Consider the following 15,287-nt stretch of genomic DNA (forward strand, 5'->3'; position numbering starts at 1 on the left):
TTTTATTCAAACTTAAATCAAACTAAACTTTAAATAATCTTAAAATTTATATTGTAAAGATATTGTTGATGAACGTCCACTAATAGAACGAGCTCTTACTAAACGAGCATCTCCAAAAGCACCATCGCCATTTCCTTCTACTTCTGTTATACCAACAGTGTCAAATAAGTTATTTACACTTAACACTAGAGATAAACCTTTTGTTAAACCTGCTCTACCAATTAAGTTAAAGTATGCATAACCTGGCATTACTAAATCATTGTCATCTTGCGCATAAGACTTTGTTGTACCTAAAACACTTAAGCCAATACCATGTTGCTGGTTATCACCAAAATTGTATGCTGGAGATAGATTGTACACTAAATCGGCTTGTCTTCTTGGAGTATTTCCTTTATTATCTCCTCCATCAATTTCAGCTTTTGTCCAAGTAAAAGATCCATTAAAGGTAACATTTTCTCCAAAGGCTAAAGCAGTTTCAGCCTCTAAACCTAATGCTTTAAATGGGTTACCTACTGATCGATTTAACTCATTACTTAATCCTTCATCTGTGTTACTCATAAATCCAGTAACATTAACCACACCGTTGTTTAATCTTTTCTTGAAACCAACTTCTAATTGAGATACTTCATCATATTGTACATCGGCTTTTCCGTTTGTTCCATAATTGTTTCTATCTGCCGCTCTACCTGAAGCACCAGAACTATATCTTGCAAATACTGCTGCACCTTTGTTTAATTTGTAGTTAAGACCTGCAGAATATGATACGAAGTTATATTTATCATCAATATTTTGACCTGCATTTCCAATAATTACGGGCACACTCTGCTCAATACCTTCAATAGATCCATTTCCATCATAATCATAAGCACCTTGACTTGTTGGTCCTGCTTGAATATTTCCATTTACACGTACATTTTCAAAACGTACACTTCCATCAAAATTTAATTTATCTGTAATATTAGCATCAATACCTACATAAGGTGAGTTTACATTATGTACAGTATTGTATTTACGTTGACAACAGTTACCCCAAACAGGCGTACCATAAGAGTACTGTCCGTTTCGTGAAAACCCATCAAAATCAGCTAATCTTGCTTGTCCACCTCCTTTTACTTCAGATATAAAAGAACTCCATTGCCATCCTATTTTTGTGTTTTGTGTGGCTGTAAATAAACCTGCTGTAAAACCTACATTGTCACTTATTTTCTTGATTACTTTAACATCTCCAAAAAAGTTACTCAAATCATCAACAGTTACATCAAACATGTGAATAATTTGTGCTAATCCGTTTGAGGGTGCAAAAGTTTCTCTATCTCCATCAGAATACACTAAAGCACCTGTAGCGCTAACGGCATCTCTTGCTGTTGTTTCAATTTCTGCAACTGTTCCTACGGCAGCTGTAAATGGCGACACCCACTCACCGCTATTTCTTGAATACCTTGCCTTACCTGTAACTTTCCAATCATTTTCTAAGTTAAAAGAAAACTCTGCTCCTAATGCTTTTGAAATAGGATTGTTTCCATTTCGAACATCGTTTACATGGTTTTCTCCACTAAATGGTGATGTTCCAGCACTTTGCTGTAAATTTACAGAGTGTACAGCATCAGAAGTTATATCAAAACCTGGTAAATTTGAAAATGTAGGGTCGTCGTTACTACCTTCTAACAACATTGGCATTGGCAAATACATTACAGACTTATCGTTTAATAATTTAACATATGCACGTACGTAACCATTATCAAAACGCTTAGTTAAGTTTGCTTTAAATTGCCCTCCTTTGTTACCTTGGTATCCTATTTCTCTTGGGCCTTCGCCTGCTCTCATAAAACCTCCAATGTGATATGATAAGCCATTACCAAGCGGAGTACCGTATTCAAAATCTAAACGATTAGTTTGGTAATCTAACCCAAAAGTAGTTCCCAAAGAACCTCCCTCTGTAGCACCGGTTTTACTAATCATATTAATAATACCTGCTGGACCATTTGAGGTTTGAGTTGATGCTGAACCACCTCTAATTGCCTCAACACGCCCTACATTACTATCTATTCTTAAGAAGTTATCGGCATTACCAAATGACGTATCACCAAATAAGTTTAATGGCAAACCATCTTCTTGAATTTGAAAATATCTTGAACCACCTGATGAAATAGGCACACCACGTACATTAAAGTTAGCATTACCCTCACCACCTGAAGACTCTGCACGAATACCAGGGATATTTCTAAAAAGCTCACCGGCACTTCTTGGGGCTGCTTTTTCTATTAACTCAACATCCATTGTAGATACAGACACACTAGATTCTATTTTAGATTTTGGATTTACAACACCCGTTACAACAATTTCATCAAGAGATTGTGCATCTTCAGCCATAACAATATTAACTGTTAAATTTTCTCCAGTAAAGGTTATGCTTTTTGAAAACTTTGCATACCCTATAAAAGAAGCTGAAATTGTGTACGCACCACTTTCAACTCCTGAAATTGTGTAATTTCCATCAAAATCAGTAACAGCACCTTTAGTAGTTCCTTCTAAAATAATGTTTACCCCAGGAAGTGGTACTCCTGCATTGTCTTTTACGTTTCCTGAAATTGATTGAGCCATAGCACTACCTGCTGTTAACAGAACCAAGATCAGAAAAAAACCGTGTTTTTTTAATAGTTTCATTGCTTATGTATTTAGTTTATAGTAAAAAATTAAAATTATTTTTACCAAATGTATAATTTGACAAGTGTTATTTTACGATTTTAACATTCGAAAACGTTTTCGAAATAACCGAAAACGTTTTCGATAACTTTATTTTTATTATTATCTTTAGCGGAATAACTAATACCGTATGAAGCCTGCCACATTAAAAGATATTGCCGAACAATTAAATATTTCTGTAACAACTGTTTCAAAAGCACTAAAAAATTACCCAGACGTAAGCCCTAAAACCAAAAAACTTGTTAAAGAGTTGGCAGAAACATTAAATTATAAACCTAACAAATTTGCAGTAAATTTAAGAACCAAAGAATCTAAAACTATTGGGCTTATTATACCAGAAATTGTTCATCACTTTTTCTCAAATGTTATTAAAGGTATTATTTCTCAAGCCGAAAAAAAAGGTTACCTAGTAATTATACTTCAATCAAACGAATCATATAAATTAGAAAAAAAACAATTAGATCATTTAATGAATCAAGGTGTTGATGGCATTATAATATCTTTAGCTAACGGAACAGCAGACTTTAACCATTTAAACGATATTATTAATAAAAATAAACCATTAGTAATGTTTGATAAAATTGCCAAGGTTGTTAAATGCTCAAAAGTTATTATTGATGATAGACTTGCAGCCTATAATGCCACTCAGCATTTAATTAATACTGGATGCAAAAAAATAGCACATTTTAGAGGTGCACTATTACCACAAAACTCTATAGACAGGTTTTTAGGCTATAAAAAAGCGCTTACTGATAACGGTTTTACATACGACCCCTCTTTGGTATACATTTGTGAATGTGGAGATAAAAGTTTTGATGAAGGCAGAAACAATGTTAAAAAGCTACTTGAAGATCATGATGATGTTGATGGTATTTTTATTAACACTGATTTGGTGGCTATTGGTGCCATGACAGAATTTAATAATCAAGGAGTTAAAATACCCGAAGATATAAGTATTGTTGGTTTTAGCAACTGGTTTATGTCATCAGTAATTTCACCAAGTTTAACTACCATTGACCAACCAGGTTACTTAATGGGAAAAACTGCATTTAAACAACTTTATAAAGAAATAAAAGCTTACAAGAAGGAAAAGCCGTTTACCCCTGAAACAATCACCCTAAACACGGCTTTAATTAAACGCGATTCAACTAAAAAAGAATTGAATTAATCTTTTAAAAAATTAATATTGCGTGTTAATCCTGAAAACTTGGTGCGTTTAACTGCCGATTTTTTAAACACCTTCCGGAAGGTTTCTTCGGTTATTTCTTGCCAATCTTTTTTACTCATTGACAGTAGTTCTGGATGCGGATTGAACAGTGGCTCATTGTGTGCTTTTGAAAAACGATTCCAAGGGCATACATCTTGACACACATCACACCCAAACATCCAATCGTCAAATTTACCTTTAAACTCTAAAGGAATATTGTCTTTAAGTTCAATAGTGAAATACGAAATACATTTGCTACCATCAACCACATAAGGCTCTGTAATGGCTTGTGTTGGGCATGCATCAATACAGGCTGTACAGGTGCCACAATGATTTGTTGTTGGCGCATCATACTCTAATTCTAAATCAATAATTAATTCGGCAATAAAATAGAAAGAACCTACTTTTTGGCTAAGCAAGTTACTGTGTTTACCAATCCAGCCTAAGCCACTTTTGGCTGCCCAAGCTTTATCTAATACAGGCGCTGAATCTACAAATGCTCTCCCACTTACCTCTCCAATTTCATCTTGAATAAAGTGTAAAAGTGCTTTTAGTTTATCTTTTATAACAAAATGATAATCTGTTCCGTAAGCGTATTTTGAAAGTTTAAATGTGTTATTGGTTTGTGTTTCTTCAGGAAAATAGTTTAGTAAAAGTGAAACTACACTTTTTGAATCTTCAACCAGCTTAGTTGGGTCTAAACGCTTATCAAAATGGTTTTCCATGTATTGCATTTGGCCATGCATATTGTTGTTTAACCATTTTTCTAACCTAGGTGCTTCTTCTTCTAAAAAAGTAGCTTTACTAATACCACAAGATAAAAAACCGAGGCGTTTTGCTTCGGTTTTAATAAGTGTTGTATAATGTTGTTTTTTATTATTCAATACTAAAAATTATATCTAAACTACAAATAAATAGTTAGATTAAATAATTTTTAATTACAACCCATATCTATTGAAGATTGCGAATCTGCATTTGGAAAACAATTACCAGATGGCAATTCTTCTGGCACATACCTGTTTAAATTATCATCATACAAACTAACCTCTAAAAACGTTGTTAGTTGTTCTATTTCTTCACTTGATAAACCTAATGGTTTAAACTTTGCTGAAAGTTTATCATTTGGTACATTTTGGTTTTCTTTAGTTGCATTATTTTTATAAACTATAACATCTTTTACTGTTGAAAAACTACCACCATGCCCAAAAAAGTTAACATCTTTTAAGTTGTAAAGCTGGGGTGTTTTAAATTTATAATCATCTGCACTGTTACCAGTGAAGCCACCGCGCCCTTTTTTGGTAGCTTCATCAACTATTCCTGCAACGTTATTACCTGATAAATCATTCATACCCAACGCATGAAAACTCATACCGTTTAGACCTGGCCCAGAATGACAGTTGTAGCACTGTGCTTTTCCAAAAAATATTGATGCGCCTATTAATTCTTTATCACTCATAGCTTCAAAATTTCCTTTTAACCACATTTGAAAAGGCGCTTGATTAGGCAGTAGTGTTCTTTCATAAGCCGCTATTGCTAAACCTGCATTTACTCTTGAGTAACGCTCATTTTCACTATCATTAGGAAAAGCAGCATCAAAAAGTGCTTTATAATTGGTGGTTTTTATAAAGTTATCATCTATTGAAAGCCTATGAACATTTAAACCTGCTATAGCCTGAATTTCTACACCTTCAAAACCCAAATTATTTTCTGCTTTAGGTGTATTTGGCGTCCAACTAGCTTGTGTATTTCCATTAGTTCCTGTTGCTCCAAATTGTCCATTCCAGAGCATTACATCTTGATAAGCTACATTTAAAACAGATGGCGTTCTAATGGGTTGTACATCTATTTTTTCTGATGTATAATTTGAAGCCATAACTCTACTTTGGCCCTTAAAACCAAAACCAAAGCCACCTTCACCAATGCCTTGCTTTATTCCACTTTGAAAACCTGCATCAACATGATGACATGTTGCGCAAGAGTATGTATTCATACCTTCGGTTTGTGTAGGGTTTTTAGCAATACCTGTTTCATGATATAGTAATTTACCTAAGTTAACTTTTGCTTGTGTTATAGGGTTTTTTATATCATTTGGAATGGCCGAATAATCATCAGACTCTGGTAATATTAGATTTTCTTTTGAACCAAAAAGTTTATTTAATTGTTTTTCTAAGTTGGTTTGTAGCGTTAAATCAACATAATCATCTTTATCTTTCTCACAAGATGAAAAAAGCACTAATATGGTTAGTAGCGAAAGTGCTGGTTTTAAAAACTTTGTCATTTTAAATTTGAGGCTTAATTAGGCACCAAACTTAAACAAGGTTATAAAAAACCTTACAGATTTTTTGACAAAAAGCTTAATATATTAGTTTATAAGTTAAAGTGTACAATTTAACAGATAAGCGGAACACGTTATTTAAAACAAACCGCCTTGTATATTTCCTTTAATTTTGCCTAAATGTTTATAGGCTAACTCTGTAACCTCGCGCCCGCGTGGTGTGCGCACAATAAAACCTTGTTGTATTAAAAAGGGTTCATAAACTTCTTCAATAGTTTCAGGACTTTCGCTTACAGCAGTTGCTATGGTTGTTATACCAACGGGGCCGCCTTTAAACTTATCGATTATTGTGGTTAGTATTTTATTATCCATTTCATCTAAGCCGTGTGCATCAACATTTAAAGCTTCTAAAGCATATTTGGCTATTTTAATATCAATGGTGCCGTTGCCTTTTATTTGTGCAAAATCTCTAACCCTACGTAATAAAGCATTGGCTATACGTGGTGTTCCTCGGCTTCGGCCTGCAATTTCAATAGCAGCTTCCATAGAAATAGGCATACTTAAAATAGAAGCGCTACGTTGCAAAATTGTGGTTAATAAATCGGTTTTATAATATTGTAATCTACTTTGAATACCGAAACGGGCACGCATGGGCGATGTTAACAAGCCCGAGCGTGTAGTGGCACCAACTAATGTAAACGGATTTAAATTAATTTGAACCGTTCGGGCATTAGGCCCAGACTCTATCATGATGTCTATTTTATAATCTTCCATGGCAGAATACAAATATTCTTCTACAATGGGGCTTAACCTATGAATCTCGTCTATAAACAATACATCGCGTTCATCTAAATTAGTTAGTAAACCTGCTAAATCTCCTGGTTTATCTAAAACTGGGCCCGAGGTTACTTTAATGCCTACATTTAACTCATTGGCTAAAATATGTGCTAATGTTGTTTTACCTAAACCTGGTGGACCGTGAAATAAGGTGTGATCTAGTGCTTCACTTCGTAAGTTAGCCGCTTGTACAAATACTTGAAGATTATCTAAAACCTGATCTTGACCTGTAAAATCATTAAAGGCCAATGGCCTTAATTTTTTTTCGACATCTAACTCTTCAGGAGAAAAATTTTCGTTTGAAGGATTTAGGTTTTCGTTCATTCAAATAGATATAATTGGAATAGTTTAAATACGCTAATGGCAAACAAATATACACAAAAAGCCTTTCTAAATTAAGAAAGGCTTTATCAAATAAATTGGTTAATTAGGGTTGGTTACAAGGGTTTATTGTATAATTTTAAATTCGCATCTTCGGTTTATATCGTACTCTTCATCACTACAAATGCCCTCTTCAGTACAACGGTTAAGTGGTTGTGTTTCGCCATAACCAACACTTGTTAATCTGCTTTTATTAACTCCTTGATTTACTAAGTAGTTTAGTACCAAGTTTGCTCTTTGCTCAGATAGTATTTGGTTATATGACTGAGCCCCACGAGCATCTGTATGTGCAGATATTTCAACACTTATGCTAGTATGCTTTTTCATTATATTTACTAAAACATTTAATGTTTTGGCGGCTTCACTTGATATTTCAGACGTATCATATTCAAAATAAATTTTATCTAATTTTATGAGTAATTCGCCTTTTTCGTTTTGCTGAATGCGTTCTTCAGCAACAGTAAGTGATTCTAAAGTAATATCTATTTTATGTTGTGGTTTGCCATATTTTCCGGTTAAAAACTCTAATTCTTGCTCAATGTAAGCTTCTCTACTTGCTCTAATTTTATACACTTTATTTGGTTGAAGCTTAAAATTATAGTAACCATTTTCACCCACAATTGTGTCTTTAACTGATTTTGATGACTGATCAATAACTTCAACTAAGGCATTAGGTAATGGTTCATTGCTATTTTTATCTTTTACAACACCTTCAACTTGATATTTTGATAAAGGATTTTCGTTTCTAACAAAACCATACATTCTATCATATCCTGAACGGTTAGACGATACATAACCTATGTTATTTGCTTCTTTAACTACATAGGCAAAATCATCTAAATTGCTGTTTATTGAGCTACCTAAATTTTCAGGTTTTTTGTATGCCCCGTTTTCAAATGTACTTTTAAAAACATCTAATCCGCCATAACCTTCATGACCAATTGAAGAAAAATACAATACATTGTTTTCACTTATAAACGGAAACTGTTCGCGGTGTTTTGTGTTTATCGTATTGCCTAAATTTTCGGGCTCTCCGTAAGTGCCATCATCATTTATAGCTACTTTATAAATATCAAAACCACCAACAGTTCCGGGCATATCACTAGCAAAATATAGTGTTTTCTCATCAATGCTTAAAGCAGGGTGTTCTGTACTATAGCTGTTTGAGGTAAATGGTAAAGCGGTAATATTAGTCCAGGTACTATCAACTAATTCTGCTTTATAAATTTTAATATGTGCAATACGCTCTGCATCTGTTTTTTTGCGTGTTGTATTGGTTCTATTAAAATACATAGTTTTACCATCTTTTGTAAATATAGCGTTACTTTCATGCGATGTTGTGTTTATAGTTTCAGGAAACGGTTGCACATTTGCAATGGTGTTATCACTTTTTAACGTGGCGCTATATAAATTTAAATATGGTAAATTATTCCATGCATACGACGGATTATCTGTACTGCGAGCCGATGCAAATGCAACTTTATCATTTCCGTAGAATGACAAACCAAAATCACTAGTAGAACCTTCATTTACAATTTGCTTAAGTTTGAATACATGTGGTGCTTTTTTATCTGTTGCTTCAATAAACGCTTTTGTATTTATGGGTTTATTGTAATATAGGGTTAAATGCTCATCGGCTTCATTGTATTGTTTAACGCCTTTTAATGCTTGGGCAAACCTAAAATGGTATTCAATATCAATAGAATCTCCGTAGGTTACAAACAGCTCTCGGTATGTTTTTATAGCATTTTGCAAATTGGCGTTATAGTAATAACTATCGGCCAAATTTTGCAACACTTCTTGGTTTTTTTCTTTGGTTTCATAAATTTGAGCAGCTTGGGCGTAAGCACGCATTTCAAAAAGTTTATTTACACGCTTTAAATTTTTCTTTTGGGCAAAACCTAATCCGCTAACTAATAATAGGCTTGCAAGTATGTATGTGTTTTTTTTCATGTTTACAATTATTAAATGTTAGAAGAATCTTGGTGAACGATCATAACCGCCTTTGAAACCAAATAAATCTACATCAAAAAGAATGAATATTTCATGAGAACCTGAGTTGTAATCGCCTAAGTTATTTGAGGTAAAATCATAGGCATAACCAATTCTTAGTTCTGGTGTAATTCTAAAATTTACTAAACCGCTAATAGCATCACCTAAACGATACCCTAAACCTGCTTCTAGTTTTTCGTTTATTAAAACGTTAGCTGTAACATCAACCGCCATAGGGGCGCCTTTAACTGCTCTGGCCATAAAAGCAGGTTTTAGTTTTAAGTTTTCATCAATATCAAACACATAACCACCAGTAAAGAAATAATGAACATTTTCTACACCAGTTGCAGTTATGCCATTTTCATTTTCAATATGTTTAGTTGATAGCATGTTTGGGGCCGATATTCCTAAGTAATAATTATTAGCAAAAAAGAATGCTCCAATTCCTAAATTTGGAAATGCTTTATTGATGTTTTCATCAAAAGCTTGATCTGAACTTGAACCACCAGATTGTAACATTAAATCACTAAAATTAGTATCAAAAAGTGTTACACCAGCTTTTAAACCAAAGGATATTTTACTTTCAATTCCTACGGGAAGCACATAAGCAAAATCTGCATAAATATTATTTTCGCTAACAATATCACCAATATCATCATTGGTGAATGAAATACCCATTTCAATTTTATCGTTAATAGGTGTATGGGCAAAAAAGGTTCCTGTTTTTGGGGCGCCTTCTAAACCAACCCATTGTGTACGGTATAATCCGCCAAGGTTTAAAATACCTTCATTGGCTGTTGCATAAGCCGGATTAATTACGCTCATATTATACATATATTGCGTAAACTGCGGATCTTGTTGTGCTACGCTTTGTAATGACATTAGTGCCAGAACTAATAAAGCAGCTATTTTATGATATATATTTAAATGTTTCATTTTCTGTAAATTTTATGTATCTAAAAATTATCTGCTTAAGTATAAGCGTCCTTGTTCTGGTTTATGTTCACCATCATTAAACTTAAAAATGTAGAAGTAAACGCCTACTGGCAAATCACCTTTTATTAAAGTTCTAGATTGGTTTGAAGTTCCATCAAACCTTGGGCTATTAGCATTGCCTTTATAAACTACATTACCGTTACGGTTAAAAATTTCAATTTCGAAGTTTGGATATAATATTGATAAATTATCTACATTATAGGTGTCATTTACACCATCGCCGTTTGGCGAAAATCCATCAGGCAACTCAACTTTACCACATCCTGTAATATTTGGAGTTACTGCTAAACGCACACTGCTTTCACAACCTGTAGTTAAATTTATTAAAGCTGCATAATACACTGTTGTTGTATTACTTAAAACATCTGAACTTGATAACACTGTGCCTTCAAGCGCTTCATCATACCAAATAATATTATAAGCTGAAGCATCATAACTCACATTGTTTGTAAGCTCATTTATTGTTGGGTTATCATTTATACAATAAGTTTCATCTGTATTAGTTAAAATTGGTGTTGGCGCATCATTAATAGTTACATTTATTTGAACTGGTTCAGACTCACAACCCGATGTATTGGTTTGCGTTACATAATAATCGTGACCATTAATTAATAATTCCGTGCCTGTTAATGGCGTTGTTAAAGCCACATCTTCATACCAATTTATAGTTCCTGATGATGTAATATTAGTATCTAAATCTGATACTATTGGTTGATTTATTGCACAAAACTCAGGGTTAATAGTTGTTACCGTTGGCATTGGCGTGTTGTTAACAGAAACTACTACACTTGCCATGGCATCTGGTGAACAAGGTGATGTTGCTGTAACCGTATAAGTATATGTATTGGCCACATCAACTGCCGGGTCAAATACACCTGTACCGCTAGTTAAGGCAGGCGACCATGTACCACCACTTTGAGCAGCTGTACCTAAATATGTAAATAAATCTACCGGCGCATTAGTCACACATAAGTTTACACTGTTATTTTCACCTGCATTTGGTGCTAGAGTAACCGAAACTTCAATACTACTTGAAAATGTACCACAAGCATTTGATAAGGTATAAGTATATGTTCCTGGAGCATCAACTAACGGGTTAAAAACGCCGCTTGAACTATCCATTGCTGGAGACCACGTTCCGCCCGCATCAGGATTTCCGCCTAATTCAGAAAATAAATCTACAGTACCATTATTGCTGCATAAATTTAAAGGAGCTCCATCTGTACCTGCGTTTAAAGGCGTTTCAATAGTTACAGAAATTGTAATACTATCGTCAACACAAGGCGACGAAGCTGTTACAGTATACGTAAAGCTGTAAGTACCTGCTGCTACACCTGTAGCATTAAAAGTATTACCAATTAATACACCTACACTGTCATCATTTGTCCATGTGCCGCCGTTATCTTGTGTGCCATCTAAACCTGTAAATAAGTTGATGTTAGCATTATCATTACAGGCAATAATTGTTGTAGCATTTAAAGCACCTGCTGTTGGTGTTTGGTTAATGGCTACGGTTACTGCTGTTCTAGTTGAAGATTCACAACCTGTAGTTGCGTTTGTTTGCGATACGTAATATGTTTGACCATCAACTAAAGCTGTTGAAATATCAATAGGTGTACCACCAGTTGAAGTGTTGTACCATTGTACTGAATTTCCAATGACAACCAAATCTGCTACTGTAGCGCTATCACAAAATGCTTGTGGAGAAGCGGCTGATGGTGCAGGTGTATCATTTATTATGATACTAACTGTTACGTCTACATCATCACAACTTCCTATAGCATCAACATCAAATGTGAAATTATAAGTTCCTTGTGTTAAGCCATCTAAAGTAATTGTATTACCCGATAAAGCACCTGAAGCATCATCATCTAACCATGTTCCAGTTTGATCTTCACCTTCTATTAAATCGAATAAATTATAGGTTTGCCCTGTTGTAATTTCAGAAACACAAAACTCAACTGGTGCATTGGCTGTACCAGATTCTGGTGCATCATCAATGGTAATTACAACTGTACTGCTGTTTGAACATCCGTTAACATCAGTAATTGCATATGTATAACTGTATGAACCAATGGCTAACAACGTTAAATCTACATTACTACCAGTTAATGCTCCTGATGTATCATCATCTGTCCATGTACCGCCTGCATCTTCTCCGGTTAATTGACCGAATAAATCTAATGGCGAATTTGATATAACATCATTTTCACAAAATGCAACTGGTGATGGTACACCTGTATTTGGTAATGGATTTATTACTACGCTTACCGTAACGTTTGCATCATCACAACTTCCTATGGCATCAACATCAAAAGTAAAATTATAGGTTGCTGGTGTTAAACCTGATAAGTCTGCAATGTTTCCTGTTAAAACGCCTGTAGCATTGTCATCTAACCATGTTCCGGTTTGATCTTCACCTGTTATTAAATCGAATAAATTATAATTTGATGGCGCTGAACCTTCACAAAACTCAACTGGTGCATTGGCTATTCCAGATTCTGGCGCATCATCAATGGTAATTACAACTGTACTGCTGTTTGAACATCCGTTAGCATCAGTAATTGCATATGTATAACTGTAAGAACCAATGGCTAGCAACGTTAAATCTACATTACTGCCGGTTAATGCTCCCGATGTATCATCATCTGTCCATGTGCCGCCTGCATCTTCTCCGGTTAATTGACCGAATAAATCTAATGGTGAATTTGATATTACATCATTTTCACAAAATGCAACTGGTGATGGTACACCTGTATTTGGTAATGGATTTATTACTACGCTTACCGTAACGTTTGCATCATCACAACTTCCTATGGCATCAACATCAAAAGTAAAATTATAGGTTGCTGGTGTTAAACCTGATAAGTCTGCAATGTTTCCTGTTAAAACACCTGTAGCATTGTCATCTAACCATGTTCCGGTTTGATCTTCACCTGTTATTAAATCGAATAAATTATAATTTGATGGGGCTGAACCTTCGCAGAACTCAACTGGTGCGTTGGCTGTACCAGATTCTGGTGCATCATCAATGGTTATGGTAATTTGTTCCGTATCTGAGCATGCTCCATTGTCAATGGTGTATGTGAAAATATACGGACTACCAGCAACTGTAAAGCTTGTAATATCTATGCTATTTGAAACGGTTGTATTGCTAGCATCTCGCCATGTTCCTGCATTATTGTCTTGTGAATTATCTAAAGCATCAAATAAATTGAATGGTGAATTGGTTGATAAATCATTTTCGCAAAACGATTGATTAATCGCATTACCGGCATTAGGATCTTGTAATACGGTAACTTGAACTGTTGTTGATTCTTCAGGACACGGATTAGGCGCTAAATTTTGTGTATATGTAAAATTATAACTTCCAACGGTGTATGAAGACAAATCTATTGTTGATGTAGTTACGGGGTCTGTACTATTGGTTCCTATGGTCCATTGCCCATTTAAATCTTCGTTTTCTAATAATGTAAATAAATCAAAATCTGTTGGTAATGCTGACACGCAAAAAGATGCTGGGTTTAGTGTTGAAACAACACCCGAAGAAAATGTTTCATATACTTGAATAGCCACTGTAGAAGATGATTGCGGACACCCCGTTGTAGCTGGTACTGTGTATGAGAAAATATATAAACCTCCTGTTGTTAAACCTGCAATGTTAACTGTACCTCTAAAACCGTTTGAAGTAGCTACTGGCCCAGACCAAGTTCCGTTTGTATCTTTAATGCCACCTAATTCATCAAACAAATCGAAATTTGAAGTAGGTAAACTATCATTACAATACTCTAAACTTGCTGATGTGCCTGAATTTGGTGGTGTTTCAATATTTACCGTTACAGAGGCAACATTACTTTCACAAAAAATATCATCAACCTGTACATAATAAATACCTCCATTAGTTAATGCTGTTGTTGAAGAAAGTGCCGGCGGAACTGGGTTGCCAAAACCATCAATGTTTTCATACCAATTAAAATTTGTAGAGGCTGTTCCTGGATCTAAATTACCAACTAAAGGATTTGTATTAGAACAAAATACCTGCAAAGGTTGTGGCGTTGGATCTTGTGGCGCTGAAAACACACCAACTTGACCAATTTCTATTTGACCTTTACAATTACTATTATCAACAAAAATAATATAGTAATTTTGAGCGCCTAAAGGAATAACATCAGCAGGTGCTGCTTGGTCAGTTAATGAAAAATCTCGATAAACTTCAACTGAACCTCCTGAAGGTATGCTGGCTGCCAATACATCATCAATATAAGTTTGTATGGTTGCATTTTCATTACTACAATAAATTTTATCTAAATTTTCGCCAGACGCGTTTACTTCAAAATCTACAATAATAGGTAATCTTGTTCCACAGGAACCTGAATTGTCACCTGCGTAATAAGTGCCTTCATAAACTAATTGATTAGCATTGTAGGCTGTACCTCCTGTTGGAGCATCGTACCATACAATGCCATTCCCCATATCTGTGGCATATGTGTTTAAATCTGAAAATGTAAAACTTGCGGAATAGCAAATGGGCGCTGGTGTAGGGTTAGGTATTAAAGGGCATTGCGCATAAGAAACCAACGTAAACCCTAAAAACCACAAAAGGAACATATATTTATATACATTACCTAGAAGTAATTTTGTTTTCATACTTTATAGTTAAATTACATTTTTGATGCTTCCAACTAAAAACATTCCTCAAGAATAATTTAGATATAACATCATATATTTCGTGCAATTTAACTTATTTTTTTGTTTTTTGTCGATGTTTGTTAATTTTTTTTACTTTTTAACGATTATTTTATGCTTTTAAACGATTTTTAATGTTTCTATACTCCTGTAAGTTAATTACAACAAAAAAGCCTTTCCAAATATTTGGAAAGGCTTTTTGTGATTATT

At 34.4% G+C, this 15,287-nt stretch carries 8 protein-coding genes; 1 reads left to right on the forward strand and 7 read right to left on the reverse strand.

Translation table 11 applies throughout. From position 1 onward, the window contains the following. Nucleotides 1-39 precede the first annotated feature (39 nt). Nucleotides 40-2,664: a TonB-dependent receptor gene (locus ACXAG4_RS03735; RefSeq protein WP_475294731.1), complete on the reverse strand. Its 2,625-nt coding sequence runs from the start codon at nucleotides 2,662-2,664 to the stop codon at nucleotides 40-42. A gap of 169 nt (nucleotides 2,665-2,833) precedes the next feature. On the opposite strand from ACXAG4_RS03735, the gene ACXAG4_RS03740 reads away from it, so the two are divergent. Then, a complete protein-coding gene (locus ACXAG4_RS03740; RefSeq protein WP_475294732.1) occupies nucleotides 2,834-3,871 on the forward strand; it encodes a LacI family DNA-binding transcriptional regulator in 1,038 nt (345 codons plus the stop codon). Here ACXAG4_RS03740 and queG read toward each other — a convergent pair. The 6 genes from queG to ACXAG4_RS03770 form a co-directional block, all read right to left on the reverse strand. Continuing rightward, a complete protein-coding gene (gene queG / locus ACXAG4_RS03745; protein ID WP_475294733.1) occupies nucleotides 3,868-4,794 on the reverse strand; it encodes a tRNA epoxyqueuosine(34) reductase QueG in 927 nt (308 codons plus the stop codon). The two genes, ACXAG4_RS03740 and queG, sit on opposite strands and share 4 nt — an antisense overlap. 50 nt (nucleotides 4,795-4,844) lie before the next feature. Continuing rightward, nucleotides 4,845-6,188, reverse strand: a complete 1,344-nt coding sequence (locus ACXAG4_RS03750; protein WP_475294734.1) for a cytochrome-c peroxidase — start codon at nucleotides 6,186-6,188, stop codon at nucleotides 4,845-4,847. Between the two features lie 135 nt (nucleotides 6,189-6,323). Continuing rightward, a complete protein-coding gene (gene ruvB, locus ACXAG4_RS03755; protein WP_475294735.1) occupies nucleotides 6,324-7,346 on the reverse strand; it encodes a Holliday junction branch migration DNA helicase RuvB in 1,023 nt (340 codons plus the stop codon). A gap of 123 nt (nucleotides 7,347-7,469) precedes the next feature. After that, nucleotides 7,470-9,356: an OmpA family protein gene (locus ACXAG4_RS03760; protein ID WP_475294736.1), complete on the reverse strand. Its 1,887-nt coding sequence runs from the start codon at nucleotides 9,354-9,356 to the stop codon at nucleotides 7,470-7,472. A gap of 18 nt (nucleotides 9,357-9,374) precedes the next feature. Then, nucleotides 9,375-10,331, reverse strand: coding sequence for a PorP/SprF family type IX secretion system membrane protein (locus tag ACXAG4_RS03765; protein WP_475294737.1), 957 nt, complete (start codon nucleotides 10,329-10,331; stop codon nucleotides 9,375-9,377). A gap of 27 nt (nucleotides 10,332-10,358) precedes the next feature. Beyond that, nucleotides 10,359-15,038, reverse strand: a complete 4,680-nt coding sequence (locus tag ACXAG4_RS03770; RefSeq protein WP_475294738.1) for an Ig-like domain-containing protein — start codon at nucleotides 15,036-15,038, stop codon at nucleotides 10,359-10,361. Between the last annotated feature and the right edge of the window lie 249 nt (nucleotides 15,039-15,287).

The organism is Seonamhaeicola sp. ABD4_175 (assembly GCF_056160885.1).

Bases quoted from the DNA above. Each gene is read 5' to 3' on its own strand.
- ACXAG4_RS03750 (WP_475294734.1), bottom strand. From the start codon at position 6,188: ATGACAAAGTTTTTAAAACCAGCACTTTCGCTACTAACCATATTAGTG.
- ACXAG4_RS03740 (WP_475294732.1), top strand. From the start codon at position 2,834: ATGAAGCCTGCCACATTAAAAGATATTGCCGAACAATTAAATATTTCT.
- ruvB (WP_475294735.1), bottom strand. From the start codon at position 7,346: ATGAACGAAAACCTAAATCCTTCAAACGAAAATTTTTCTCCTGAAGAG.
- ACXAG4_RS03760 (WP_475294736.1), bottom strand. From the start codon at position 9,356: ATGAAAAAAAACACATACATACTTGCAAGCCTATTATTAGTTAGCGGA.
- ACXAG4_RS03765 (WP_475294737.1), bottom strand. From the start codon at position 10,331: ATGAAACATTTAAATATATATCATAAAATAGCTGCTTTATTAGTTCTG.
- ACXAG4_RS03735 (WP_475294731.1), bottom strand. From the start codon at position 2,664: ATGAAACTATTAAAAAAACACGGTTTTTTTCTGATCTTGGTTCTGTTA.
- ACXAG4_RS03770 (WP_475294738.1), bottom strand. From the start codon at position 15,038: ATGAAAACAAAATTACTTCTAGGTAATGTATATAAATATATGTTCCTT.